Annotated in this window: 21 protein-coding genes and 3 tRNA genes; 20 read left to right on the top strand and 4 right to left on the bottom strand. The window is 66.2% G+C overall.

Annotated elements, in window-relative coordinates; translation table 11 throughout:
• The first annotated feature begins 10 nt into the window (after positions 1-10).
• From ACZK2R_RS07345 to ACZK2R_RS07365, 5 genes are all read left to right on the top strand, one after another.
• Positions 11-1,144: a PilW family protein gene (locus tag ACZK2R_RS07345; RefSeq protein ID WP_049412604.1), complete on the top strand. Its 1,134-nt coding sequence runs from the start codon at positions 11-13 to the stop codon at positions 1,142-1,144.
• Between the two features lie 7 nt (positions 1,145-1,151).
• The gene (locus tag ACZK2R_RS07350) at positions 1,152-1,643 is read left to right on the top strand and encodes a pilus assembly PilX family protein (protein ID WP_029380064.1); all 492 of its coding nucleotides are present in this window, start codon (positions 1,152-1,154) and stop codon (positions 1,641-1,643) included.
• A 416-nt stretch (positions 1,644-2,059) separates the two neighbouring features.
• Complete coding sequence (locus ACZK2R_RS07355) at positions 2,060-6,214, top strand: pilus assembly protein (RefSeq protein WP_260467286.1); 4,155 nt, start codon at positions 2,060-2,062, stop codon at positions 6,212-6,214.
• A 23-nt stretch (positions 6,215-6,237) separates the two neighbouring features.
• Complete coding sequence (locus ACZK2R_RS07360; protein ID WP_125893533.1) at positions 6,238-6,651, top strand: type IV pilin protein; 414 nt, start codon at positions 6,238-6,240, stop codon at positions 6,649-6,651.
• A gap of 68 nt (positions 6,652-6,719) precedes the next feature.
• A tRNA-Asn gene (locus ACZK2R_RS07365) sits at positions 6,720-6,796 on the top strand.
• Positions 6,797-6,856: 60 nt separating this feature from the next.
• Here ACZK2R_RS07365 and ACZK2R_RS07370 read toward each other — a convergent pair.
• On the bottom strand, positions 6,857-7,417 hold the full coding sequence (locus ACZK2R_RS07370; protein WP_253143284.1) for a GspH/FimT family pseudopilin: 561 nt from the start codon (positions 7,415-7,417) through the stop codon (positions 6,857-6,859).
• Between the two features lie 92 nt (positions 7,418-7,509).
• On the opposite strand from ACZK2R_RS07370, the gene uvrB reads away from it, so the two are divergent.
• The 3 genes from uvrB (at position 7,510) to ACZK2R_RS07385 (ending at position 9,889) form a co-directional block, all read left to right on the top strand.
• On the top strand, positions 7,510-9,534 hold the full coding sequence (gene uvrB / locus ACZK2R_RS07375; protein WP_032128896.1) for an excinuclease ABC subunit UvrB: 2,025 nt from the start codon (positions 7,510-7,512) through the stop codon (positions 9,532-9,534).
• Between the two features lie 107 nt (positions 9,535-9,641).
• Positions 9,642-9,716: transfer RNA gene (locus ACZK2R_RS07380), tRNA-Val, on the top strand.
• Positions 9,717-9,814: 98 nt separating this feature from the next.
• Positions 9,815-9,889 (top strand) — tRNA-Val (locus tag ACZK2R_RS07385).
• Between the two features lie 98 nt (positions 9,890-9,987).
• On the opposite strand, the gene ACZK2R_RS07390 is transcribed toward ACZK2R_RS07385, so the two are convergent.
• Complete coding sequence (locus ACZK2R_RS07390) at positions 9,988-10,320, bottom strand: hypothetical protein (RefSeq protein ID WP_125893534.1); 333 nt, start codon at positions 10,318-10,320, stop codon at positions 9,988-9,990.
• 182 nt (positions 10,321-10,502) lie between these two features.
• On the opposite strand from ACZK2R_RS07390, the gene ACZK2R_RS07395 reads away from it, so the two are divergent.
• Entirely contained in the window at positions 10,503-10,643 is a 141-nt protein-coding gene (locus tag ACZK2R_RS07395; protein ID WP_165929929.1) for a hypothetical protein, read from the top strand.
• Positions 10,644-10,687: 44 nt separating this feature from the next.
• Here ACZK2R_RS07395 and ACZK2R_RS07400 read toward each other — a convergent pair whose 3' ends face one another.
• Positions 10,688-10,972, bottom strand: coding sequence for a hypothetical protein (locus ACZK2R_RS07400; protein WP_032128898.1), 285 nt, complete (start codon positions 10,970-10,972; stop codon positions 10,688-10,690).
• A gap of 30 nt (positions 10,973-11,002) precedes the next feature.
• A complete protein-coding gene (locus ACZK2R_RS07405; protein ID WP_125893535.1) occupies positions 11,003-11,770 on the bottom strand; it encodes a MipA/OmpV family protein in 768 nt (255 codons plus the stop codon).
• 145 nt (positions 11,771-11,915) lie between these two features.
• Between ACZK2R_RS07405 and ACZK2R_RS07410 the strand changes: the two genes are divergently transcribed.
• The 11 genes from ACZK2R_RS07410 (at position 11,916) to uvrC (ending at position 24,839) form a co-directional block, all read left to right on the top strand.
• On the top strand, positions 11,916-12,587 hold the full coding sequence (locus tag ACZK2R_RS07410) for a response regulator transcription factor (RefSeq protein WP_032128900.1): 672 nt from the start codon (positions 11,916-11,918) through the stop codon (positions 12,585-12,587).
• A 1-nt stretch (position 12,588) separates the two neighbouring features.
• Positions 12,589-13,941 (top strand): sensor histidine kinase, encoded by a 1,353-nt coding sequence (locus ACZK2R_RS07415; protein WP_478487922.1) that lies wholly within the window; start codon positions 12,589-12,591, stop codon positions 13,939-13,941.
• A 59-nt stretch (positions 13,942-14,000) separates the two neighbouring features.
• Positions 14,001-16,400 (top strand): DNA internalization-related competence protein ComEC/Rec2, encoded by a 2,400-nt coding sequence (locus tag ACZK2R_RS07420; protein WP_180837473.1) that lies wholly within the window; start codon positions 14,001-14,003, stop codon positions 16,398-16,400.
• Positions 16,401-16,403: 3 nt separating this feature from the next.
• Positions 16,404-17,066 carry a MotA/TolQ/ExbB proton channel family protein gene (locus ACZK2R_RS07425; protein ID WP_019337175.1) on the top strand — a complete coding sequence of 221 codons (663 nt, stop codon included), beginning with the start codon at positions 16,404-16,406 and terminating at the stop codon, positions 17,064-17,066.
• A gap of 3 nt (positions 17,067-17,069) precedes the next feature.
• Positions 17,070-17,492: an ExbD/TolR family protein gene (locus ACZK2R_RS07430; protein ID WP_125893537.1), complete on the top strand. Its 423-nt coding sequence runs from the start codon at positions 17,070-17,072 to the stop codon at positions 17,490-17,492.
• A complete protein-coding gene (gene msbA, locus ACZK2R_RS07435; protein ID WP_032128904.1) occupies positions 17,489-19,237 on the top strand; it encodes a lipid A export permease/ATP-binding protein MsbA in 1,749 nt (582 codons plus the stop codon). Before ACZK2R_RS07430 ends, msbA begins: the two co-directional genes overlap by 4 nt.
• A complete protein-coding gene (gene lpxK, locus ACZK2R_RS07440; protein WP_125893538.1) occupies positions 19,237-20,256 on the top strand; it encodes a tetraacyldisaccharide 4'-kinase in 1,020 nt (339 codons plus the stop codon). The genes msbA and lpxK overlap by 1 nt, the downstream gene beginning before the upstream one ends.
• Positions 20,257-20,330: 74 nt before the next feature.
• Positions 20,331-21,104 carry a 3-deoxy-manno-octulosonate cytidylyltransferase gene (gene kdsB, locus ACZK2R_RS07445; RefSeq protein WP_180837474.1) on the top strand — a complete coding sequence of 258 codons (774 nt, stop codon included), beginning with the start codon at positions 20,331-20,333 and terminating at the stop codon, positions 21,102-21,104.
• The gene (locus tag ACZK2R_RS07450) at positions 21,101-21,589 is read left to right on the top strand and encodes a low molecular weight protein-tyrosine-phosphatase (RefSeq protein WP_032128907.1); all 489 of its coding nucleotides are present in this window, start codon (positions 21,101-21,103) and stop codon (positions 21,587-21,589) included. Before kdsB ends, ACZK2R_RS07450 begins: the two co-directional genes overlap by 4 nt.
• Positions 21,586-22,998: a hypothetical protein gene (locus ACZK2R_RS07455; RefSeq protein WP_125893539.1), complete on the top strand. Its 1,413-nt coding sequence runs from the start codon at positions 21,586-21,588 to the stop codon at positions 22,996-22,998. Before ACZK2R_RS07450 ends, ACZK2R_RS07455 begins: the two co-directional genes overlap by 4 nt.
• A complete protein-coding gene (gene uvrC, locus ACZK2R_RS07460; RefSeq protein ID WP_180837475.1) occupies positions 22,995-24,839 on the top strand; it encodes an excinuclease ABC subunit UvrC in 1,845 nt (614 codons plus the stop codon). The genes ACZK2R_RS07455 and uvrC overlap by 4 nt, the downstream gene beginning before the upstream one ends.
• The last annotated feature ends 18 nt before the right edge of the window (positions 24,840-24,857 follow it).

A 24,857-nucleotide genomic window follows, 5' to 3' on the forward strand; every position in this document is an offset into this window, starting at 1 on the left:
GGTTGAGCTGATGATCGCACTGGCCATTGGTGTGATCGTCATGCTCGGCGTGGTGCAGGTGTTTGCAGCATCGAGGGCGGCCTACCAGCTGTCCGATGGCCTGGCGCGGGTGCAGGAAAACAGTCGCTTCGCGATGGATGCCCTGCAACGCGAACTTCGCATGGCCGGGCATTTCGGCTGTGTCAATGACCAGGGGCGAAATACACCGGACAATGCCTCGCTGTTCAGTACCTTCGCAACGGCTCCGCATCCGGCGCTGGACTTCCAGACGTCGATCCAGGGCTTTGAAGCTACCGGAACCGCGCCGGGAGCGGCGGTTACCCTGACAGCCACACCCGCAACCGGCGGAACCGACTACAAGCCCGCGCTGCCTGCCGAGTTTGCTGCGGCCATGCCCAACCGAGTCAATGGCAGCGACATCGTGGTGCTGCGTTACCTGATGCCGGATGGTGTGCCGATCACCGCCATTGGCGGCGTTCCAGGCAAGCCGATTTTCAGTTTTGACAAAGCGCGCCTTGCGGTACTGCAGAGTGGTGTCTCCAACCCGGGGCTGTATGGTGCGGCCGACTGCGCCAGCGTCACGATCTTCCAGGCGCGCGCGGTGGACAAGGGCGCCGGCACCGTCACCTTTGGGGATGCGCCGAACAATGCAGGGAACTTCACCCGTCCGGTCACCACCGGTCAGGCGATGCTGCACCGTGCAGAAAGCGCGCTGTACTACATCGGCTATGACGCCGCCATTGCCCGTTCTTCGTTGTATCGCGTGCGCTTCACCGCCATCCCCAATGGCGCGCTGGTGGCCAATGCGCCGGAGGCACTGGTGGAGGGCGTAGAAAACATGCAGTTGTTGTATGGCCAGGACCGCGGGCTTACCGACGTTTATCCAACCGGTTTCATTGATCGCCAGGGCACTGCCGAAACGGTGCAGGGGTCTACCAATCCGGCCGCGAATGGTTGGCGTCGTGTCGGCGCCGTGCAGCTGGGGATGGTGATGTCCAGTCCGGATCCATCGGCGGCGCCGCAGGCCGACCAGAACGCTGCGCTCACTTCGCTGGGCGTGACGTTCACGGCGCCGGCAGACGGTCGCATGCGCGCTGTCTATCAAACCACCATCGCCCTTCGCAACCGCCTCTTTGGCAACTGAGGCTCGCATGTACACACGCCCGCGTCTTCCTTCCTTCACAGCACGCCGGCAGCAGCGAGGCGCTGTGCTGTATGTCGCCCTGATCATGTTGATCCTGCTGGCTCTTATCGGCATCGCCGGCATGCAGGTTACCGGTATGCAGGAGCGCATGGCGGCCAACTACCTGCGTTCCAATCAGGCCTTCCAGAACGCCGAAGCCGACGTGCGTACCCAGGAGGCGGCCATCAAGACAGCCATCGAAAGCGGCGGCGTTTTCGAGGCCAACCAGGAAGAATGCAGTCCGGTATTCGACCCGGCAACCTGGGCCGATGGCAAGACTGCGGCTGCGGCAATCCATACCCGGCGCCTTGATAAGTGCGTGATGGGCGGCGGAGGGACCGGCCTCGGGGGCCGGAAGAACGAAGAGACCGAAAACATCTACCAGATCACCGTCCTGGCCAGTGACGATCCGGCCAATCCATCTTCCAGCGCTGTCATCGATACGATCTTCATTCCATGAACACTTCGCGCCGCTTCTCCCGCATCGTCTCGACTCCCTGGCTGCGCGCGGGCGCTGCCGTTGCCGTGCTGGCTGGGGTGGGGGCGTTGGTCTACCCGCTGTTCGCTGCGCTTGGCGACTACGACATCGCGCAGGAGCCGTTGTACAGCAAGAAGACCCAGCCGCCGCTGATGATGATGGTGATGTCGCGCGACGAGCAGCTGTTCAACAAGGCCTACAGCGATTACAGCGACCTGGATGAGGATGGCACCCTCGACACCACATACCAGGACAAGTTCGATTACTCCGGTTACTTCGATTCCAACCTCTGCTATTCCTACGCCAGCGGCCAGTTCAAGGCCAGTGCACAGGCCGGCGGCACCTGGAAGCACAGCTGCGGTGGAAGCTGGTCCGGCAATTTCCTGAACTGGGCAACGATGAGTCGCCTGGACGTGATGCGCTACGTGCTGTACGGCGGCCATCGCATCACCGACAGCGCCGCCAGCACCGTGCTGGAGCGCGCGCAGATCCCCAACGATCTGCACGCGTGGGTAAAGGTATACAGCGGCAGTGATATCAACAGTTTCACCCCGTACAAGACCACCATGTCCTTCTGCAACGCCACCATCGAATCCGGTGGTGCACCGCTGATGCGCGCTGCGTCGGGCAACTGGGGCGAGTGGGCGGCCACCGCCAGCCGCCAGTGCATCACCGGCCGAAGCGATGAAGGCAAGGCTGATTCACCTGGCTCTGCCACCAACTTCAACGTCCGGGTTGAGGTCTGCGCCAGTGGCAGCGGAGCTTTCCCGGAGGCGTTCTGCCGCAAGTACAACGATGGCACAAGGGACTATCTGAAACCGGCTGGGCTGCTGCAGTCGTATGGCGAAAGCGGCCGTCTTCGCTTCGGTCTGGTCACGGGTACCTATGTCAATCCGCGCGATGGTGGCGTGGTGCGGCGGAACATCGGAAAGATCGCAGGTAACGGCACCGGATTCTGTGCGGCCGGCGACGAAATCAACCTGTCCAACGGTCAGTTCTGTAACAGCTTGTCCGGTGGTGCGGAAGGCATCATCAATACCATCTCCAACTTCCGTATCGACCAGTGGAACTGGAGCAATAACTGGAATGACTGCAACGACTACAGCATCCTCAACCGACAGGGCTTCGGTGACAGAGGTAATCTGACCGATCCGGGCAATGCCTCGAAGAAGTGCAGTGCCTGGGGCAATCCCCTGGCCGAGATGTATGCCGAAGCTGTGCGCTACATCAAGGGTGAAACCAAGGGCATCTACAGTGCGTCCGGGGACCTGAGCGGGCTGCCCAATGCGGTTGCCTGGAAGGATCCCTACCGCTCCCCGAACGATGGCGGCAACTCCTACTGCGCCACCTGCAACATCCTGGTGATGTCCTCAGGCCTGCCGTCGTTCGATAGCGACAACATCGGGTCGATCAATGGCCTGGCACCTGCGGCGTCGGCAACGGATGCGATCGGCAATCTTGAAGGCATTACTGGTGGCAGTTACATGGCTGGCCGCGTCGGCCTGACCGAGCGCTATGCCTCGATCAATACCCATGAGGACATCTGTCGCGCGGCCAAGGTTACTGGCCTGTCGCTGGTGCGTGGCATCTGCCCGGATGTGCCTTCCACGGAAGGCAGCTACCTGATGGCGGGCTTGTCAAAGGCCGCGGCCGAGACCGACCTTCGTCCGGGCGTGCAGAACAAGCCGGATACCTACAAGCTCACTGCGACCACCTATACCGTGGCCATGGCTGAGAGCCTGCCCAAGTTCGAGATTCCGGTGGGCAACGGCAAGATCACCCTGGCCCCACTGTGCCAGGCCAACAATACCGGTACGGCAAAAATCACCAGCAATGGCTGGCGCAGTTGCTTCCTCGGTTCTGTTGGTATCGGCACCAAACAGTCTACGGTCTCGCCGAATTTCGTCTATGGACGAACTTATCGCGCAGACGGCAAGGCTGGCAGTTTCTCGCTGGTATGGGAAGACTCGTTGTGGGGCAATGACCACGACAACGACGTGGTCTCCATGCTCAGCTACTGCGTGGGCGCTACCTGCAACGACGGCGACAATACGAATTTCCGCAACATCTGCTGGCGCTCCAGCAGTGCGGAGTGCAGCAACAATGCTGTACGCAATACCGTGGGCAGCGATGAGGTGCTGGTCCGCATTGAGAATCTTTCTGCCTATGCCGGCAACGCGATGCTCACCGGCTACACGATCGTGGGTTCGAACGCGGCCGACAACGTGCAGCGACTGGTACTGCGGCCCGGCGACAAGAACGGTTCGGTGCTGACGACCACCTCGGCTCCTCCGGCAGAATGGACAGGTGCCATTGTCCTGCGCTACCGCCTGGGAAGCGGCCAGGCCAATCAGTTGGAGAGCCCGCTGTGGTACGCCGCCAAGTATGGCGTGCCGGCTGGCAAGAAATGGGACAGCAAGGTGCCTGGCGTGCCGGACAACTATTTCCTGGCGCGCAATCCGGCCAAGCTGAAGTCTGCGCTGGAGTCGATCTTCGACAGTGCTGCCGCGGGCGAGGCGCCGGTGGGGGGCAGCGCGACTGGCGCCCGGGTCAACGCAGGTTCCTTCACCGTCTCGGCGCACTACACGGTACCGTCGGGATCCAATGACTGGACTGGCGATCTCATCGCCCGTCAGACCCTCTCCAATGGCGAAGTCGGCCCTGAGCTGTGGCGGGCGTCGACCAGGATGAGCGCTTCGGGCCGCAATATCGTGGTGTCGACTGCGCCGACTTTTGTGAACAAGTCCAATCAGTTGATTCCTGTAGCAGCGGCAGATTTCACTGCGGACAACATTCCCGGCCGCGACCGCGCCGAGAAACTGGGCAACCTTGGGCTCAATACCGTTCCCAACTGGTTCGGTTCGCATACGGTTGCCGATCTCGTCAGCTATCTGCGTGGTTCACCGGTCAGCGGGTTCCGTCCGCGCAGTGTACTGCTCGGCGACATCGTCAATTCCAGCGTCGAGATTGTTTCCACCCGGGATGACTACGGCTATACATCCTGGAAGGAGCAGGGCGGGATAGGCTGGAAGACCACACTCGGTACCCGCTACAAGGCCTATCTGACATCGAAGACTGCGTCTGGCGGCCCGCCCTCAATGGTCTATGTCGGGGCCAACGACGGCATGCTGCACGGATTCAATGCCGGCACCGGAACCGCGGCCGGCACTGAACAGTTCGCCTACATTCCCTCCACGTCGCTGCAGCACATGGCCGAACTGGCCAACCCTGCCTATGGCCATCGCTACTACGTTGACGGCGGACTGACGGCATCCGACGTCCACTACGGCGAGGCGTGGCATACGGTACTGGTAGGGACCACCGGCGGTGGCGGTGCCACGCGCGGCCCGTCCGCCACGGCAGTCGGTAACGGCTCGGTGTTTGCGCTGGATATCAGCAATCCAACGGCGTTCAACAGCGGCAACGTGCTGTGGGAGATTTCCGGCAAGACCGAATCGGACATGGGCTTCGCGTTCGGCAAGCCGGTGGTGGTGCCTGTCGCTGGCACTGATCCGAACGGCGCGCCGCGATTTGTTGCACTGTTCGGTAACGGCGTCAATTCGAGTACGGGCCGTCCTGTGTTGTATGTGGTCGACATCCAGAGCGGTGAGGTACTCAAGCGCCTGTATCCGAGCGGGGGCAAGTACGCGATCGCCAATGGCCTCAACCACGTCACAGCGGTGGCACTGCACAACAGCAGCAGCCTGGCCGATACCGTGTACGGTGGTGACATGCAGGGCAACATTTGGCGCTTCGATCTGCGGGGGGGCGACCCCACGGCATGGAATGTGTCGCTCAGCGGTACACCACTGTTCACCGCCATGCGCAGCGCGGTGGCGCAACCGATCACAGGAGCGATCCAGACGTCTGCGGGGCCGGGTGGGGGCGTCAGCCTGTTCTTCGGTACCGGTCGTTATTTCACCGCCGATGACAACGCCGTTACCCGCAATTCACCTGTGCAGACGCTGTACGGAATATGGGACAACCTCAGCGACGCGATCTCCAGCCGCGACGTGCTGGTGGGGCAGTCGATCAGTGCCAATGGTGCAGCATTCCGCGACATATCCAGCAACGCGGTGGACTATTCAACAAAGCGTGGCTGGTACGTTGATCTGATCGTGGATACCACGGTGGAGGGTGAGCGCTTCTTTGGATATCCGACGTTGCAGGGTGGCACCGTGATGTTCACCACGTATGTGCCTGGACAGTCCGTCTGCGGTACAGGTGGTGGCGTCAACTGGCGCTATCGGCTGAACATGGCCACCGGCCAGCCCGCGATGGGCGGCCTCACCGACGAAGTGGGGGGGGATCCGCTGTGTGGCGCGAATTGTGGCGCCGGGGCGTTGACTCGCGGCGGCGACGTCGCGACGGGGGCTCCTGTGCTGGATACACAAGTCAGTACATCGATGCGCAAGGGCTGCGACCCCAGCGATCCGAAGTGCTCGGTCGATGGTTCGATTGACCGGTGCATCGTGACGCTGAACACTCCGGGCGCGGATACTGCATACGGCCAGCGTGCCTGCGGTCGCCAGTCCTGGCGCCAGATCCGCTGATGACCATGAACATGAGAGCGCCGATGCACACATCCTCAACCCGCCGCTTTGCAGCCGGTTTCACCCTGATCGAGCTGATGATCACCGTAGCCGTGATCGCCGTCCTGGCGGCCGTGGCCCTGCCGTCCTATCAGCGGCATGTGCTGAAGACCAACCGGGCCCTGGCCAAGGCCGATCTGGTCGAGATCGCACAGCTGCTCGAGCGCTACCATACGGTGCAGAACAGCTATGACGGTTTCTCACTGCCGTTCAACCAGTCGCCGCGACAGGGCAACAAGCGCTACACGCTGTCCCTGAACGGTAAGGCCACGGCCAGCACCTACACGCTGCAGGCGGTGCCGGAAACCGGCCAGGACAAGGATGTGTGCGGCACGCTGACGCTGGATCAGGCCGGACGCAAGACGCCGGACAAGAAGACCAATGCGGAGTGCTGGTAACGGTTGGGCATCGCACCTGCAAAAAGGGCTTGCGCTGGCCGCCAAACGCTGGCTAAAATGCGCACCCCGCCCGAATAGCTCAGCCGGTTAGAGCACTTGACTGTTAATCAGGGGGTCGTTGGTTCGAGTCCAACTTCGGGCGCCAGATTCGAAAAAGCCGCGAGAAATCGCGGCTTTTTTCGTTTCCACGATGGCATTGCAGGTTTCAGCAGGGGGTGGACCTGCGCGGGCGCTGGCTCCTGACCCGTCCGGGGACGCTGATGATGACGCGGCTGTGCTCCTGTCCATCCACGCACAACACGATGGACTGGTTGGTACCGGCATTGCGGCCGTCGGGCCGGAACCGCACGTCGGGCCGATGATCGCTGGTGCGCAGGTCGACATGACGCTGGCGTGTCCTGTGCACGCGCAGTTCCCTTGCGGCGGCGGTCGCGCTGTTGGCCGGTTCGACCTGCACCCGCCAGCCCTGGCTCCATGCCTGGTCACACATCATGCCGTCCGACGATCCGCAGACCGTCACGCGGCGGCGTTCGGTGATGGCGGCGCTGCGCGCCATCGACAGGCTGGCGACCAGTTCGGCGCGCAGCGCTTCCGCCTGGAAGTGCCGCAGCGTGCGTTGCCAGGGGCCCCAGGCCAACGCCAGCAGGACCGACAGCACCATGACGGCGACCAGCAGCTCGATCAGATGGAGCCCGCGGTGGAGCCGGACAGGGCGAAGACGATGAGGCATGCCTCCAGCCTCGACGTACGCCGGGGCATTCACCATCAGCCAACGCCGCGCTCACCTGCCCGGAAACCCCTCAGCGGGCCGTCACTCCATGCCCCGTATACTCATCACTCCCGGGAACTGGCACCACCATGAGCGACCGTTTTGAACTCGTCTCGCCGTATTCGCCGGCGGGCGACCAGCCTGATGCCATCGCGAAGCTGACCAGCAACTTCGAAGCGGGCATCGCCAAGCAGACCCTGCTGGGCGTCACCGGCTCGGGCAAGACCTACACCATCGCCAACGTCATCCAGAACGTGCAGAAGCCGACGCTGATCATGGCGCCGAACAAGACGCTGGCGGCGCAGCTGTATGGTGAGTTCAAGGCGTTCTTCCCGCACAACGCGGTGGAGTACTTCGTCAGCTACTACGACTACTACCAACCGGAAGCCTACGTGCCATCGTCGGACACCTTCATCGAGAAGGACAGTTCGATCAACGAGCACATCGAGCAGATGCGGCTGGCGGCGACCAAGACCCTGCTGTCGCGCCCGGACGCGATCGTGGTGGCGACGGTGTCCGCGATCTATGGCCTGGGCGCACCGGAAGACTACCTGTCGCTGCGCCTGATCCTGTCCAAGGGCGAGCGCATCGACCAGCGCGACCTGATCAACCACCTCACCCAGCTGCAGTACACGCGCAACGAATACGAGCTGCAGCGCGGTACCTTCCGCGTGCGTGGCGAAGTCATCGACGTGTTCCCGGCCGAGTCGGACAGCGAGGCGCTGCGCCTGGAGCTGTTTGATGGCGAGGTCGAGAAGATCACGTTGTTCGATCCGCTCACCGGCGAGACGCTGCGCAACATGCAGCGCTTCACGGTCTACCCGAAGACCCATTACGCCACCACGCGCGAGCGTGTGCTGGCGGCGATCGAGACGATCAAGGTCGAGCTGAAGGAGCGCCTGGAGCAGCTGTACGCGCAGAACAAGCTGGTGGAGGCGCAGCGCCTGGCGCAGCGCACCCAGTTCGATCTGGAAATGATGGCCGAGGTCGGCTACTGCAACGGCATCGAGAACTACTCCCGGCACCTGACCGGCAAGAACGCCGGCGAACCGCCGCCGACATTGTTCGACTACCTGCCGGCCGACGCGCTGCTGGTGATCGACGAATCGCACGTGACCATTCCGCAGATCGGTGCCATGTTCAAGGGCGACCGTTCGCGCAAGGAGACGCTGGTCGAGTTCGGGTTCCGGCTGCCCTCGGCGCTGGACAACCGGCCGCTGCGCTTCGAGGAGTGGGAAGAGCGCTGCCCGCGCAGCATCTATGTGTCGGCCACGCCAGGCCCCTATGAGTACCGCGAAGCCGGTGACGAGATCACTGAACTGGTCGTACGCCCCACCGGCCTGATCGACCCGGTGGTGGAGATCCGCCCGGTGGGCACCCAGGTTGACGACCTGATGAGCGAGGCCAACGCGCGCATCAAGGCCGGTGACCGTGTGCTGGTCACGACGCTGACCAAGCGCATGGCCGAAAATCTCACCGAATACCTGACCGAGCACGGCATCCGCGTGCGCTACCTGCACTCGGACGTGGACACGGTCGAGCGCGTGGAGATCATCCGCGACCTGCGCCTGGGCAAGTTCGATGTGCTGGTGGGCATCAACCTGCTGCGCGAGGGCCTGGACATGCCCGAGGTGTCCCTGGTGGCGATCCTGGATGCCGACAAGGAGGGCTTCCTGCGCTCGACCGGCTCGCTGATCCAGACCATCGGCCGTGCCGCCCGCAACGTGCGTGGCAAGGCGATCCTGTATGCGGACAAGATCACCCGCTCGATGCAGGCAGCGATCGACGAGACCGACCGCCGTCGCGCCAAGCAGGTCGAGTACAACGAGCAGCACGGCATCGTGCCGCGCTCGGTGGCGCGTCCGATCACCGACGTGCTGGAAGGTGCGCGCTCCGATGCGGCCGAGAAGGAAGCAAAGAAGGGCAAGGGCAAGGGCAGGCCCGGCGTTGCCGAGGAGGGGAGTGACTATCGATCGCTCAGCCCGGCCCAGCTGGCGTCCCGTCTCAAGGCGCTGGAGCAGCAGATGTACCAGCACGCCAAGGACCTGGAATTCGAGGATGCCGCCCGCGTGCGTGACCAGATCCGGCAGCTGAAGGAAGCGAGTCTGGGCTGAACGCGGCAGTGCAGCATCTTCTTCACAAAAGTGTTGCGCTTCACGGCCGGCATCCGTAATATACGCGGCCTGCACCGACGCAATCGCGGACGTTCAGAAGCAAAATCGGGCGGTTAGCTCAGCGGTAGAGCACTACCTTGACATGGTAGGGGTCACAGGTTCGAACCCTGTACCGCCCACCACGAAGTCCCTGGAAGGGGGCTGTCGTGAACTGCAAAGCCCGGCCCTGGCGCCGGGTTTTTACGTTGCAAGGCCAGCTTTCGGGCGGCAAGAACAAGATGGGCGGTTAGCTCAGCGGTAGAGCACTACCTTGACATGGTAGGGGTCACAGGTTCGAACCCTGTACCGCCCACCACCTGGCTCCCGGCATTGCCGGTGCAGCGGTGGATCACGACGGAAGCCGGCCTTGTGCCGGTTTTTCTCGTTTCAGGCATCGATCACGGTTCCACATGGTCAGCGTTGCACGACCAGGTCTTCGACGCTGATCATCCGCTGCAGCTTCCAGTGACCGTCCACGCGCTCCCAGAGCTGGGCGACGCGAACCGTCGCACCACGCGTGGGCTGGGCAACGCCGGGTTCGTGTTGCAGGGGCTGGTTGGCCAGCCTCAGGACCCGGTCCTGGCGCAGCCGGTAAAGCAGCAGGGAGGGCGAACCGCAATCCTGTCGTACGACGTCCGGCTGCTGGGTTTCGGCAAGCAGGATCTGGCTGCGAAGGGCCTCTTCAGTGGGCCCGTTGCCAGCGCCGAACAGGCTGGAGAGCAGCAGCATCAGGGCAAGCATCGGCATGGCACGGTGCTCCAGCGGGAAAGTGCACGCAGGCTGGCATGACATGTGGGGTGCTGCAGCCGGCCTGCGACGAAGGCCGGAATTGAACCGCCAAAGACGGCCGGGGGGCGATGAATCCGGGCCGTGCAGGCGTAGACTCCGGTCTACCGCGCAATCGCGCCGTCACTGCAAGGAGCTGCCGCATGAGTGATCACGTTCCGGTTTCCCGGCCCAATCCCATCATCGAACTGCTGTTCGGCGGCAACATGCTGGAGGGTACCTTCAAGGCGGTGATCTGGGTGGCCCTGCTGGCGGCAGTGCTGGCGTGGACCACGTTCCGCTGAGTCTTCCCGCTGCCTGCGGCACCGGCGGCGTCGCTGGCCTGCGCTCAGGCGCTGAAGGCCTGGCGCAGGCTGCGCAGCGTGGCCTGGCGATGTTCCTTTGCGGTCGCTTCGCCCATCTCCAGTTCCTGCAGGCGCAATCCCACCAGCGTCATCGACAACGCGTAGCCGCGTGCCGCATCGGCAGCACGCGAAAGGCCCAGTGCGCGGCGCGTCAGCGCGTTCACGTGTTCCAGGTCGGGCAGCAGCCCCAGGTAGACGCGCTCGGCGCTGTCCAGGTCGGGGGCACGCAGGATCGCGTGCGCTTCAGCAGCAGGGGAGACGGAGGCCATGGGGGGTCCTTGTCCGTTGCGGGCGCTCGATCAGAACGAGCGCATCAGAGAAACGAAGGCCGACGTCTGTGTACCGCGACGGGCCATCGGGCTGTCCTTTACTGCATCGCCGAACCACTGGTTGGCGACGACGCCGGTCGCGCGCCACTTCGTGCCCAAGGGCGTGCTGACTGCGATCTGCAGGCTCGGTGATGTCGCGCTGCCCGGGTTGTAGGCGGCAAGTCCCGAGCGCAGCGCTTCTTCGTCGGTGATGCCGTAGTAGTAGTCGAGCAGGCGCGCACTGGAGTGCACCACGCCGACCTTGGGCACCCAGGTGAAGCGACCGGCCTGGATCGGATAGCTGTAGTGCAGGCGCGACTCCATGCCACCTCCGTGCCCGGTGACCTCGCGCATCACGCCGGCCTCGACGATGCCCCAGTCGGCGCTGTACTCACCGTTGATGCCGGCCATGGCCGACATCTGCCGGCTGTGCAGGCGGCGCAGCTGCGGGTCGTTCACGTCGTCGGTCTTGAAGCGCAGCGTGTAGGGCGTGACTGCCGCCGACAGGCGCAGGCCCTCGCGCTTGTACAGGTACATGCCCAGCGAGCCCGGGCTGGCGAAGAAGCGCTCGCCCTGCCAGGCAATGGACGGTACGACCAGCGGCTTGACGTCGTAGTGGGCGTACGCCCCCGAGGTCGCGCCGGCACTGATACCGGCCTGCACGCCCGGGTTCCGGTCGGCGGCGTGGGTGATCAACGGCAGGCCGATGGCAGCGGAGAACAGCAACGGGCGCAGCAGGGTCGGGGACAGCGACGGCATCGATCAACCACTTTGCGGGGGATGGCTGTGCATGGTGCGGGTACAACATTGTCAGAACATTGCGCCTTCGCAACTGGCACACGAAGACGCCCAAACCTGGCGCCAGGCACTATGATCGGCACCGTTTCCGGTAGCCGAGCCCCTGATGCGCATTCTCCTGGTCGAAGACGATCCCGATCTGTCCCGAGCCCTGCAGTCGGGCCTGGAGCGGCAGGGCGTGGTAGCCGACGTGGTCGGCAGCCTGGCCGAAGCCGCGGTTGCGCTGCGCGAGCCGGTACACCAGCTGATGTTGCTGGACCGCCAGCTGCCCGATGGCGATGGCGTGGCTTTCGTCGCCACCGCACGCGCGCTGCGCCCGAACCTGGCGGTGATCATGCTGACGGCCAAGGGCAGGTTGTCAGACAAGGTCGAGGGCCTGGATGTCGGTGCCGACGACTACCTGGTGAAGCCGGTGGCGATCGAGGAGCTGATGGCGCGGATCCGTGCTGTCTCGCGGCGGCCCTCGGCCATGGTGACACCGAGCCTGCATCTGGGCCGGCTGGAATTCGACTTCGAATCGCTGCAGGCACAGGTGGAGGGCCAACCGCTGGCGCTGCCGCGGCGCCAGGTGCTGGTACTGCAGGCACTGGCGATGCGCCAGGGGCGCACGGTCACCCGCACGGCACTGGAGGCCGCGGTGTACGGCTTCGACGATGAGATCCAGTCCAATGCGCTCGATGCGCACATTTCCAAGCTGCGCAAGGCGCTGCAGCAGGCCGGGGCGGGCGTTGAAATCCATGTGATCCGGGGCGTCGGCTACCTGCTGGCGGAGGCCTGAGATGGCGCGTCCGACACGTCCGATCCGTTCCATCACGCTGGGGTTGGCCTGGCGGTTGTTCCTGGCGCAGGCCTTCACCGTGCTGTTCGCCGTTGTTGCGCTGATCCTGACCTGGGGCGACAAGGACACCTGGGGCATGGACATGTTCATGGCTGAAGCCGTGGCCAAGGCCGTGCACAGTGAAGGCGGGCGGTTGGTGCTGGACCAGGCGCGCTGGAACAAGCTCGACGCCGAGGCCGGGGGCAACCTCTGGTTCGCGGCGGTCGACGACAAGGGTGTCTGGCTGGAACGCGGCACGATTCCGGCGATCCACGCCCCGCTGCTCGCGCGCCTGCCGACGCTGGGTGCCACCGAACTCGGCTCGCTGGTGCCGCCGTACCTGGACGTGGCGCGGGTGATGATCCGCAAGGAAGATGGTCGCCGCATCACGGTGATGGTGGGTGGGGCGCCGAAGGGCGGGTTGCTGGACGGTGCGCTGATGGTGCTGCGCCTGATCGGGCTGTGGTTTTTCCTGCCGCTGATCGTGATCACGCTGCTGGTCATGCCGACCGTGATCCACCGCGCGATGCGCGGCGTGCGCCGCTCCGCACAACAGGCCAAGGAGCTGGATATCGGCCAGCCGGGGGCGCGTCTGGATGCGCAGCTGGTGTCGACCGAGGTCGCACCGCTGGTGGAAGCCTTCAACGACGCGATCGACAAGGTGCAGCAGGGGTATGCCGCGCGTGACAAGTTCCTCGCCGATGCCGCGCACGAACTGCGGGTGCCGATTGCAGTGGTGCAGGCGCGCCTGTTGCAGTTGCCGCAGGGCGAGCTGAAGTCGCAGCTGCTGACCGACGTGGCGCGGCTCGGTAACGTTGCCGAGCACCTGCTTGACCTGCAGCGACTTGATCGTAATGTCGGCGCACTGCAGCGGCTGGATCTGGCGTTGCTGGTGCGCGAAGCGGCCGCCGATCTGGCGCCGCTGGTGGTGGGGGCCGGTTACGGCTTCGAAGTGGATGCACCCGAGATGCCAGTGTGGATCCATGGCGACAGCCTGGCGCTGGGGCGGGTGATCGCCAACCTGGTGCACAACGCCATCGTCCACGGCGGCGGACGCGGCACCATCTGCGTGCGCCTGGATGCACGTGGCCTGCTGGAGGTCAGCGACCAGGGCGCCGGCATTCCGGTGGGCGACCGTGAAGCGATCTTCGAGCCGTTCCATCGTCTGCGCGCAGCGGGTAGCGGCAGTGGCCTGGGCCTGCATCTGGTGAAGGAAATCGTGCAGCACCATGGCGGATCGGTCAGCGTCGGCGAGGCGGCCGGTGGTGGCGCCAGTTTCCGTGTCAACTTCCATCGCGGCACCGTCCGGCGCTGACAGCCACGCGGGGAAATCCCCGATAGGCAACCTGCCACGTCCCTCGGCAGGCTGCTGGAATGGTTCCCGAACGATCCGCTCCACCGCTGTTTGGCAGTGGTTGTGCCGCCGGTCTGGTGCTGGGTGCGCTGGCCTGCGTGCAGCTGCCGGTGCTGCCGCCGCTGTGGCTGTGCATGCCGTTGGCCATTGCCAGCGCCACAGGCTGGATCGTGCCTTGGCGCGGCCGCGCCTGGACGGCTGCGCTGTTCGGCCTGTCGTGGGCGGCATTGCACGGACACTGGGTCCTGCAGGGCCAGCTTCCACCCGGAGGGCCCGCGCAGGACGTGCAGGTCCTTGGCCGAGTGGTTGATCTTCCACACAGTGGCCCCGGCTATACCCGTTTCGTGTTGAAGGTCAACGAGGCCGATGCGCTGCCCTCGTTGCGTGGCAAGCGCCTGCAGATCACCTGGAACGATCCATGGCGTGGACCGCCTGCGAGCGGCACCGATGGTGGGCGCCATGCGGTTCAAGCTGGCGCGTACTGGGAGCTGTCGCTGCGGGTGCGGGCACCGCGTTCGCGGATCAATCCTGGAGGCTTTGACGGCGAACGCCATGCATTGCTGCGCGGTATTTCCGGCAATGGCACGGTGCGCGACCCCGGCGCTGCGCGTGAGCGCGCGCCTGCACAGGGCCTGCCGGCCTGGCGCGAGCGCAGCAGTGACGCCATCGCAACGCAGGTGGCACATCCTGCCGCGCGGTTCGTGCAGGCCCTGGCACTGGGCGACACGCGCGGCCTGTCCGATGCCGACTGGGAGCACCTGCGCGCGCTGGGCCTGACCCATCTGGTCGCCATTTCCGGTTTCCACGTTGGCGTGGTGGCTGGCTTTGGCGTACTGCTGTGCCGCGTGTCGTGGTGGCTGTGCCCGGTGCTGGGACGGTTCTGGCCTCGGCCGCAGGCGGCGGCATGGGGCGCGGCGCTGGCCGCAGCCGTCTATGCCGTGGCCGCCGGCGGCGCGCTTCCAACAGTGCGTGCGGCGCTGATGATCGGGCTGGTGGCACTGGCCCGTGCCGGGCGTCGCCCGGTGGGTGCGGGGCAGGGACTGGCCCTGGCCGCGATGGTGATGCTGCTGCCGGCGCCGCTGTCGGTGCTGTCGGCCGGCTTCTGGCTCAGTTTCGGGGGCGTGCTGTGGCTGCTGTGGTGCCTTCCACGAACCGGGCCGGACGGCGTCGGTGGGGGCCTGCGCGGCTTTCTGGCCGCCCAGGGCGTGGCCAGCCTCGGCCTGTTGCCGCTGTGCGTGGCCCTGTTCGGCGGCACCGCGCGCTTGGGGCCGCTGGTCAATCTGCCGATCATTCCGTGGTGGACCCTGCTGGTGGTGCCGTTGTCGCTGCTGGGTACCGGCCTGCACGCGTTGCATGATGGCGCCGGGCGCTGGGCATGGCGCGCCGCCGCCTGGCTGTTCGAGCTCAGCTGGCAGGCCCTGCAGCCGTTGGCGCTGCACCCGCAGGCGATGTGGTGGTTGGCCGAGGCGCCGCGCTGGGCGGTGCCGGCGGCAGTGGCGGGGGTGTTCTGGTGGCTGCTGCCACGCGGCGCTGGCGGTACCTTGGCAGGCCTGCTGCTGTGCCTGCCGCTGCTGTGGCCCGCCCGGCATGCACCGGCTGAAGGCGAACTGGAGCTGCTGGTGCACGACGTAGGGCAGGGCACCGCGGTGCTGGTGCGTACGGCGAGGCACGCGCTCTGGTACGACGTGGGGCCGCCGACCGGCGGCGACGGCAACGAACGCATTCTGGTCCCGTCCCTGCGCGCGCTCGGACAGGGGCCGCCGCAGCAGGCGATGCTCAGCCATGACCATCTTGATCACACCGGCAGCCTGCCGAGCCTGCGAAGGCAGCTGCCCGGGCTGCAGCTGCTGGCGCCACCGGGCAGCACCATCGCCGGCGCTGCGCCCTGCCAGCAAGGGATGCAGTGGCAGTGGGACGGAGTTGATTTCCAGGTCCTGCACCCGGCACCGGGCAGCCGCCAGGCCGAGAACGAGGACAGCTGCGTGCTGCGCGTCGCCAGCCGTCACGGCGTGGTCCTGCTGCCTGGCGATATCGGCCGCCCGGCCGAGCAGGCGCTGCTGAAGGCATACCCGGCAGCGCTGAAGGCGGATGTGGTGCTTGTGCCGCACCATGGCAGCGGTGGCAGTTCCAGCGCGCCGTGGGTCGAGGCCGTGGCGCCACGGCTGGCGGTGGTCTCGGCCGGGCACCGCAACCGCTTCGGGCACCCCCGCCAGGACGTGGTCCAGCGCTGGCAGGCGCAAGGGGCCGAGGTGCTGGCCACGGCCGATTCCGGGGCGATCCGCATATGGCTTGGCGCACAAGGGCTGCAGCTGCGTGAACAGCGCATCCACGCATCCCGGTGGTGGGATGCCGCTGGGCGGGCGCGGTCGGCTGCTATCCTATCGCCGATCGAACAAGCGGCCGTTGGGCCGGAGGGTTGAAACGTGTGGGAACTGGTCAAGGCCGGTGGCTGGCCGATGGTGCCGCTGCTGCTGTTGGGCGTACTGGCTTTGGCGATCATCCTGGAGCGTTTCTGGTCCCTGCGACGTACTGAAGTGCTGCCGCCCGGCCTCGGCCAGGAAGTGCGCAACTGGGCGGCACGCGGCAAGCTCGACCCCGCCCACCTGCAGACCCTGCGGGCGAACTCGCCGCTGGGCGCGCTGCTGGCCGCCGCGCTGGAAGCGCGCAACCGTCCGCGTGACCAGATCCGCGAGCGCATCGAAGACACCGGCCGCCACCTGGTGCACCGCATGGAGCGTTTCCTCAACGCGCTGGGCACCATCGCATCGGCCGGGCCGCTGCTGGGCCTGCTGGGTACTGTGATCGGCATGATCCAGATGTTCCTGGGCATCCTCGACCATGGCGTGGGTGATGTGAACCAGCTGGCCGGTGGTATCGGCAAGGCGCTGGTGTGCACCGCCACCGGCATGATCGTCGCCATTCCAGCACTGATGTTCCACCGCTACTTCAAGGGCCGTATCCACGGTTACGTGGTAGAGATGGAGCAGGAAGCCAGCGCGCTGCTGGATACGCTGGATGGCCGCCCCGGCGTGATGAACCCTGCTGCTGCCACGCGCCCGGCCGGCGCGGCCACGGCGAAGGCCTGATCGATGCGTATCGGCAACGACCGATCCCAGGATGAGCCGCATATCGACCTGGTGCCACTGATCGATGTCATCCTGGTGCTGATCATCTTCTTCGTGGTCACCACCACCTTCGATGCGCGCTCGACGCTGCAGGTGCAGCTGCCGACCGCCAGCCAGCAGCAGACCAATGAGCCGCCGCGCTCGTTGAGCGTGCTGATCAACGCCGAAGGCCGCTACTTCATCAATGATCAGGAAGTCCTGCGCAGCGACGTCGAGTCGGTCAAGCAGACCATCGCGGCCGTGGCCGGCAGCGACCGCACGCAGCCGGTGCTGTTACGCGCCGATGCACGCACTCCCTACCAGGCCGTGGTGACCGCGCAGGATGCGCTTGGTCAGCTCGGCTTCCGCCGTATTGCCATTGCAACAGCACCCGAGGTGCGTCCATGAGTTCCAAACACGCGCCGGTGTGGCCGATCTACAAACGTCTGCTGGGATACACCCGTGCCTACTGGGGCATGATGGTCGCCGCCGTCATCGCCATGGCGGTGGAGTCGGTAGCCGGCTACCACTTCACCAAGCTGATGGAGCCGCTGGTCAACCGTGGCTTCGTCAATCCCGAACCGAAAATGGCGGTGATCCTGCCGCTGACCATCCTTGGCCTGTTCCTGATGCGCAGCGCCGCCACCTGGGTGAGCGACTACGCGCTGGCCAAGACCGGTCGCAGCGTGGTGCGCGACCTGCGTGAACAGGTGCTGGCCAAGTACCTGCACCTGCCGTCCTCGCATTTCGATACCGAATCGACGCCGGTGATGGTCAGTCGCCTCAACTTCGATACCGAGCAGGTCACCCAGGCCAGCGCCGATGCGCTCAAGACCGTGGTTGCCGACACCCTGACCATCATCGCCATGCTGGCGGTGATGCTGCAGATGAGCGTCAAGGTGACCGTGGCCATGCTGGTGGTGGTGCCGATGATCGGCGTGATCGTGTCTTACGTGGGCAAGCGCTACCGGCGCATCAGCCGCGGTATCCAGGACGGCATGGGCACGATGGCGCAGACCGCCGAGCAGTCACTGGCGGCCCAGCAGGAAGTGAAGGTGCACGGCACCCAGCAGCATGAGATGTCGCGCTACTCGCGCCTGGCCAACCGCATGCTGGCGCTGAACATGAAGGTGGAAATCACCCGTGCCGGTGCCTCCAGCGTGGTCCAGTTCCTGGCCGCGCTGGCGCTGGCGGTGATCGTCTGGGTGTCGACCCGTGAAGCACTGGCAGGGCGCCTCAATGCCGGCCAGTTCATGGGCCTGATGATCTCGATGACGGCGATCATCCCGTCGCTGCGCCGCCTGACCAGCGTGCAGTCCTCGATCTCCCGCGGTGTGTCCGCCGCCGAGCGCCTGTTCGACATCCTCGACATGCCGGTCGAGCGCGACGAAGGCCGCAACACGGTGCAGCGCGTGCGTGGCGAACTGGCCTTCGAGCACGTCATGCTGCGTTACCGCGAAGACAGTGGCATCGCCCTGGACGACATCAGCTTCGTGGCCAAGCCGGGTACGGTCACCGCCATCGTTGGTCGATCCGGCAGCGGCAAAACCAGCCTGATCCGGCTGGTGCCGCGCTTCTACGAACCCAGCGGCGGGCGCATCACCCTCGACGGGGTGGCACTGGACGACTATCCGCTGGCCGACCTGCGTCGCCAGGTGGCGATGGTCGGGCAGAAGGTCATGTTGTTCGACGACACCATCGGCGCCAACATCGCCTATGGCATGGACGCGACGGATGAACAGATCCGAGCGGCAGCTGAAGCCGCGAATGCCTGGGAGTTCATCGCACGCATGCCGCAGCAGCTGCAGACCCCGGTGGGCGAGAACGGCGCGCTGCTGTCCGGTGGCCAGCGCCAGCGCCTGGCGATCGCGCGTGCGATCCTGCGCGACGCGCCGATCCTGATCCTCGATGAAGCCACCGCAGCGCTGGACAACGAATCGGAGCGCCTGGTGCAGGACGCGCTGCAGCGATTGATGCCCGAGCGCACCACGCTGGTCATCGCGCATCGCCTGTCGACCATCGAGCATGCAGACCAGGTGCTGGTGATGGACCACGGTCGCATCGTCGAGCGCGGTACCCACAAGGAGCTGCTCACCATGGGTGGCCTGTACCAGCATCTGCACAGCATGCAGTTCCGCGAAAGGCAGGACTGATGGCCGGCAAGGGTACCCAGACCCCGCCGTACTGGTACGACGGCACCCCGGTTCCGTGGGCGATGCGCCTGCTGGCGCCGCTGTATGCCGGCGTCACCGCGCTGCGCCGGCGCGCCTATCGGCGTGGCTGGCGCAAGCGCTACACGCTGCCGGTGCCGGTCATCGTGGTTGGCAACATCACCGCCGGTGGGACTGGCAAGACGCCGCTGACCATTGCGCTGGTGGAGCGCCTGCGTGCCGCCGGTTGGAAGCCGGGCGTGGCCAGTCGTGGCTACGGCCGCGAAGATGCCAACAAGCCGCTGTGGGTCAAGGCCGATACGCCGACCGCCAAGGGTGGCGACGAGCCGGTGCTGATTGCCTGGAAGACCGGCGTGCCGGTGCGCGTGGACAGTGATCGTGTTGCAGCCGGCAAGGCGCTGATCGAGGCCGGCTGCGATGTGATCGTCTGCGACGACGGCCTGCAGCACTACCGGCTGGCACGCGACATCGAGATCGAGGTGGTCGATGCGCAGCGCCGCTACGGCAATGGCCGGATGATTCCGGCCGGGCCACTGCGTGAGCCGGTCAGCCGCGCCAGCGAGTGCGATTTCCGCGTGGTCAACCTCGGCCAGGCCGATGAGGAGACTGCAGCACAGGCCTGCGGCTTCGGCCAGTGGCCGATGGCCCTGCACATCGACAGCGCACAACCGCTGGCCGGTGGCCGTGCCCGTCCGCTGTCGTATTTCAAGGGCCAGCGTGTGCACGCCGTGGCCGGCATCGCCCACCCGCAGCGCTTCTTCGACATGCTGCGCGCGCGTGGCATCGGTGTCGTGCCGCACGCCTTCGCTGACCATCAGGCCTATCAGCCGCAGGACCTGTCCTTTGGCAGCCAGCTGCCGGTGCTGATGACTGAAAAGGACGCGGTGAAATGCCGCGCGTTCGGCAATGACTGGCACTACGCGGTCCCGCTGCGCGCCGAGCTGCCTGCCGCATTCTGGGTGGCGCTGACCGACCGCCTGGACAAGCTGCGACCGAACTGAGTGGCGCGGCGGCGCTTGCATTCATGCGCCGCCGGCCGCATTCCCGTTGTAACGAGCCTGCTGAGTACCGCCCCATGACCGAATTCGTCGTCGCCATCCCGGCCCGCCATGCCGCCTCGCGGCTGCCGGGCAAGCCGCTGCGCCCGCTGGGCGGTGAGCCGCTGGTGCTGCACGTGGCGCGTCGCGCGCTGCAGGCCGGTGCCGGCGAGGTCTGGGTCGCTACCGACGATCAACGCATTGCCGACGCACTGTCCGGCCTGGCCGAAGTGAAGGTGGCGATGACCGCCACCTCGCATGCCTCCGGTACCGACCGCCTGGCCGAGTGCGCGCGCATCGCCGGCTGGGCCGATGACACCGTCGTGGTCAACCTGCAGGGCGACGAGCCGTTCGCGCCGGCGGCGGGTATCCGCGCGGTGGCCCAGGCACTGGTTGAAGGCAATGCGCCGATGTCGACCCTCGCCACGACCGTAGAAGACGCGCATACCCTGTTCGACCCGAACGTGGTGAAGCTGGTGCGCAACGTGCGCAACGAGGCGATGTACTTCAGCCGCGCCCCGATCGCCTGGCACCGCGATGGCTTTGCCCGCAGCCGTGACACGCTGCCGGCCGGTCACAACTGGCTGCGCCACATCGGCATCTACGGCTATCGCGCCGGTTTCCTGCAGCAGTTCGCGGCGATGCCGCCGGGCCAGCTGGAGCAGGTCGAATCGCTGGAACAGCTGCGCGTGCTGGAAGCGGGTTTCCCGATCAGCGTGGCGATCTCGCCCGAACCGTTCCCGCCGGGCATCGACACGCCCGAGGACCTGGAACGCGCCGAAGCATTGCTGCAGACGCTGGCTGCCCGATGAAGCTGCTGGTCGTCTGCCTCGGCAACATCTGCCGTTCGCCGATGGCCGAAGGTGCGCTGCGCGCGCGCCTGGACGCTTCGCCGCTGGCTGGTCGGGTGCAGGTCGATTCGGCCGGCACCGGCGACTGGCATGTGGGCGAGCCACCGGACCGGCGAGCGATCGCCTGCGCGGCCGGGCATGGCGTGGACATCGGCGGCCTGCGCGCGCGCCAGCTGCAGGTCGCGGATTTCGACCGCTTCGACTGGATCCTGTGCGCCGATGAGGCCAACCTGCGCGATGCGGGTCGCTTGGCCACACCCGCCCAGCGCGAACGCCTGGCGCTGTACCTGCCGTGGTCCGGCGGGCAGGGCAGGGGTGCGATCCCGGACCCGTATACCGGCGGCAGTGAGCATTTCGAACAGGTCTGGACATTGGTCGACGATGCTGCAAAACGTGCCGTGGCACGACTGTTGCATGACGCCGACTCCGGCATAATCGGGCCATGAACGTCCAGCCCGTCCCGGACCTGCCCGAGTTCGCCACCTGGCTCAACGCCACCCCCTGCACCCTGACCGAACTGCGCGGTCGGCCGGTGGCGCTGTTGTTCGTCAACGCCGCCTCCGCCTGGAGCGCGCAACGCCTGGCCGAGTTCGGCCAATGGCTGTCGCGCCACCCCGGCAAGCTGCAGCCGCTGGTGCTGCAGGTGCCGCGCTTCGATTTCGAACGCGAGGCCGGCGCCGCACTGAAGCTGCTGCGTCGCCAGGGCCTGACGATGCCGGTCCTGCTCGATGCCGACTGGGATGGCTGGCGCCGCTTCGGCATCACCGCCTGGCCGACCCTGGTGCTGCTGGATGCGCAGGGCCGCGAACAGCAACGGCTGGTCGGGCAGGGCGCACCCGGCGAACTGGAGCGTGCCTTGAACGCGCTGTGCGAGGGCGCGCCGTCGGCGCCGCCGCGCGGTGGCAGCGAACTGCATCCGGAGCCGCGCCACGCGCTGCGCTTCCCGCTCGGCCTGGCGGTCAGCACCGAACGCCTGTACATCGCCGACAGCGGCCATCATCGCATCCTCGAATGCAGCCACGGTGGCCGCATCCTGCGCCAGTTCGGGCTGGGCACCGCCGATTTCATGGACGGCAACCTCGCCGAAGCCGCGTTCCACCGCCCGCAGGCGCTGGTGCTGGAGCGCGATTCGCTGTACGTCGCCGACACCGGCAACCACGCGGTGCGTCGTATCAACCTGCTGACCGGGATCGTCGATACCCTGTGCGGCAACGGCCGTCCCGGTGCACCGATGGAAGGCCCGGTCGCGCAGGCGCGGCAGGTTGCGCTGGACCATCCTGTCGGCCTGGCCATTGCCGACAATCAGCTGCAGATCGCCATGGCCGGCGACAACCGCATCTGGAGCTACCACCTGGGCCAGCGCAGCCTGCAATGGCGCGCGGGCAGTGGTTCCATCGACGAGCGCGATGGCAGCGGGCATCTGGCCGCCTTCGCCCAACCCACCGCGTTGGCCGTGGTGCAGCAGGTGCTGTACGTGGCCGATGCGCTGGGTTCCTCGATCCGCGCGCTGCAGTTGCGCGGCGATCTGGTGCAGACCCTGGTCGGGCAGGGGCCGTGGCGCTTCGGTAGCGAAGACGGTCCGCGTTCGGACGCCAGCCTGCAGTTCCCACAGGCGATCGCGCTCAGCCCGGATGCGCCGCTGTTGTGGATTGCCGATACCGGCAACGGCCGCCTGCGCACGCTGCGCCTGGGCGGTGGCGAACTGACCACCCAGCCGTTGCCACGACGCCTGCATGGCCCCGCCGGCCTGGCGGTGGGGGCCGGTGCGGTATGGATCGCCGAGACCGACGCCCATGCCGTGCTGCGATTCGACCCGGATAGCGGCGTGCTCAGCGAAGTCCCGATCAGCGAATGACAGACGTTCCCGCCCCGGCCTTCGACGGCAAGGCCTTCGCGGCCCAGCTCAGTACCGCCCCTGGCGTGTACCGCATGTACGCCGCCGACGACACGTTGCTGTACGTGGGCAAGGCGCGCGCGCTGCGCAACCGTGTCGGCAGCTATTTCAACGGCAGCCCGAAGAACGCGCGGATCATGTCGATGATCTCGCAGATCGCGCGCATGGACGTGACCGTGACGCGCTCGGAAGCCGAGGCGCTGCTGCTGGAGAACCAGCTGATCAAGTCGCTGTCGCCGCGCTACAACGTCTCGCTGCGCGACGACAAGACTTATCCGCATGTGCTGCTGACGCGCGAGGACTGGCCGCGCATCGCGCTGCATCGTGGTCCGCGTGCCATTCCCGGTCGCTATTTCGGGCCGTATCCCGGGGTCACCGCGGTGCGTGAAACGCTGAACCTGATGCACAAGCTGTTCAAGCTGCGCAGCTGCGAGGACAGCGTGTTCCGCAACCGCTCGCGGCCGTGCCTGCAGTACCAGATCGGCCGCTGCAGCGCGCCCTGCGTGGAGCTGGTGCCGGCGCCGGACTACGCCGAATCGGTGCGTCGCGCCGCACTGTTCCTGGAAGGCAAGAGCGACGAGTTGACCCGCGAACTGGGCGAGCAGATGCAGGCCGCCAGCGAGGCACTGGAGTTCGAGCAGGCCGCGCGCCTGCGCGACCTGATCTCCTCGCTGCGCAGCATGCAGACCCGCCAGTACGTGGATGGCCGTGCCGCGGATCTGGACGTGCTGGCGGTGGCCATGCAGGGTTCGCAGGCCTGCGTGCTGCTGCTGGCTTTCCGCGATGGCCGCAACCTCGGTACCCGCCCGTTCTTCCCACGCACCAACGGTGAAGAAAGCCCGGAGGAAGTGCTGGCCGCGTTCGTCTCGCAGTACTACATCGAATTCGAGCCGCCGCGCGAGATCCTGCTGGACCGCGAGATTCCCGATGCCGACCTGCTGGTCGCCGCGCTGTCAGCCTCGGCCGAGCGCAAGGTGCAGCTGAAGTGGAACGTGCGTGGCGAACGCGCCGGCTATGTGGAACTGGCCAGCCGCAACGCGCAGCTGACCCTGGCCACCGAGCTCAACAGCCGCAACGCGCAGCATGCGCGCAGCGACGCACTGCGCGAGATGCTGGGCCTGGCCGAGCCGGTCAAGCGGGTCGAGTGTTTCGATATCAGCCACACCCTGGGCGAGGCTACCGTGGCCTCGTGCGTGGTGTTCGACGCTGCCGGTCCGGTGCGCGCGCAGTATCGCCGCTTCAACATCAGCGGCATCGAGCCGGGCGATGACTACGCCGCCATGCGCCAGGCCATCGACCGCCGCTTCCGCCGTGCGGTGGAAGAGCAGGGCGTGCTGCCGGACGTGCTGCTGATCGACGGCGGCGCCGGGCAGCTGGCGCAGGCCCAGGCCGCACTGGCCGACCTGGGCGTGGAAGGCGTGCTGCTGGTGGGTGTGGCCAAGGGCGTGGAGCGCCGCGCCGGCCACGAAGCGCTGGTGATGCCTGATGGCCGCGAGCTGCGCCCGGGCGCGGCCAATCCGGCACTGCAGTTCATCCAGCAGGTGCGCGATGAGGCGCACCGCTTCGCCATCACCGGCCACCGCGGCCGCCGCCAGAAGGCGCGGATGACCAGCAAGCTGGAGGACATCCCTGGTATCGGGCCGCGCCGCCGCGCCAGCCTGCTCAAGCATTTCGGCGGTCTGGTCGGCCTGAAAGCCGCTGGTGAAGCGGAAATCGCCAAGGTGGAAGGCATCAATGACGCCCTCGCGGCACGTATCTACGCTAACCTGCACGGGTTGGCCACGCCTGATCCGGCCGAGTAGAGAGAGAAGCACGCAAGC

The sequence above is a fragment of the Stenotrophomonas sp. 96582_Sma genome, assembly GCF_056480905.1.

Excerpts from the sequence above, each read along its gene's own strand:
- ACZK2R_RS07405 (WP_125893535.1), bottom strand. The coding sequence starts at position 11,770 with ATGCCGTCGCTGTCCCCGACCCTGCTGCGCCCGTTGCTGTTCTCCGCT.
- kdsB (WP_180837474.1), top strand. The coding sequence starts at position 20,331 with ATGACCGAATTCGTCGTCGCCATCCCGGCCCGCCATGCCGCCTCGCGG.
- uvrB (WP_032128896.1), top strand. The coding sequence starts at position 7,510 with ATGAGCGACCGTTTTGAACTCGTCTCGCCGTATTCGCCGGCGGGCGAC.
- ACZK2R_RS07390 (WP_125893534.1), bottom strand. The coding sequence starts at position 10,320 with ATGCCGATGCTTGCCCTGATGCTGCTGCTCTCCAGCCTGTTCGGCGCT.
- ACZK2R_RS07400 (WP_032128898.1), bottom strand. The coding sequence starts at position 10,972 with ATGGCCTCCGTCTCCCCTGCTGCTGAAGCGCACGCGATCCTGCGTGCC.
- ACZK2R_RS07430 (WP_125893537.1), top strand. The coding sequence starts at position 17,070 with ATGCGTATCGGCAACGACCGATCCCAGGATGAGCCGCATATCGACCTG.
- ACZK2R_RS07450 (WP_032128907.1), top strand. The coding sequence starts at position 21,101 with ATGAAGCTGCTGGTCGTCTGCCTCGGCAACATCTGCCGTTCGCCGATG.
- ACZK2R_RS07455 (WP_125893539.1), top strand. The coding sequence starts at position 21,586 with ATGAACGTCCAGCCCGTCCCGGACCTGCCCGAGTTCGCCACCTGGCTC.
- ACZK2R_RS07415 (WP_478487922.1), top strand. The coding sequence starts at position 12,589 with ATGGCGCGTCCGACACGTCCGATCCGTTCCATCACGCTGGGGTTGGCC.
- uvrC (WP_180837475.1), top strand. The coding sequence starts at position 22,995 with ATGACAGACGTTCCCGCCCCGGCCTTCGACGGCAAGGCCTTCGCGGCC.
- ACZK2R_RS07420 (WP_180837473.1), top strand. The coding sequence starts at position 14,001 with ATGGTTCCCGAACGATCCGCTCCACCGCTGTTTGGCAGTGGTTGTGCC.
- ACZK2R_RS07345 (WP_049412604.1), top strand. The coding sequence starts at position 11 with ATGATCGCACTGGCCATTGGTGTGATCGTCATGCTCGGCGTGGTGCAG.
- lpxK (WP_125893538.1), top strand. The coding sequence starts at position 19,237 with ATGGCCGGCAAGGGTACCCAGACCCCGCCGTACTGGTACGACGGCACC.
- ACZK2R_RS07355 (WP_260467286.1), top strand. The coding sequence starts at position 2,060 with ATGAGTCGCCTGGACGTGATGCGCTACGTGCTGTACGGCGGCCATCGC.
- msbA (WP_032128904.1), top strand. The coding sequence starts at position 17,489 with ATGAGTTCCAAACACGCGCCGGTGTGGCCGATCTACAAACGTCTGCTG.
- ACZK2R_RS07370 (WP_253143284.1), bottom strand. The coding sequence starts at position 7,417 with ATGGTGAATGCCCCGGCGTACGTCGAGGCTGGAGGCATGCCTCATCGT.
- ACZK2R_RS07360 (WP_125893533.1), top strand. The coding sequence starts at position 6,238 with ATGCACACATCCTCAACCCGCCGCTTTGCAGCCGGTTTCACCCTGATC.
- ACZK2R_RS07395 (WP_165929929.1), top strand. The coding sequence starts at position 10,503 with ATGAGTGATCACGTTCCGGTTTCCCGGCCCAATCCCATCATCGAACTG.
- ACZK2R_RS07410 (WP_032128900.1), top strand. The coding sequence starts at position 11,916 with ATGCGCATTCTCCTGGTCGAAGACGATCCCGATCTGTCCCGAGCCCTG.
- ACZK2R_RS07350 (WP_029380064.1), top strand. The coding sequence starts at position 1,152 with ATGTACACACGCCCGCGTCTTCCTTCCTTCACAGCACGCCGGCAGCAG.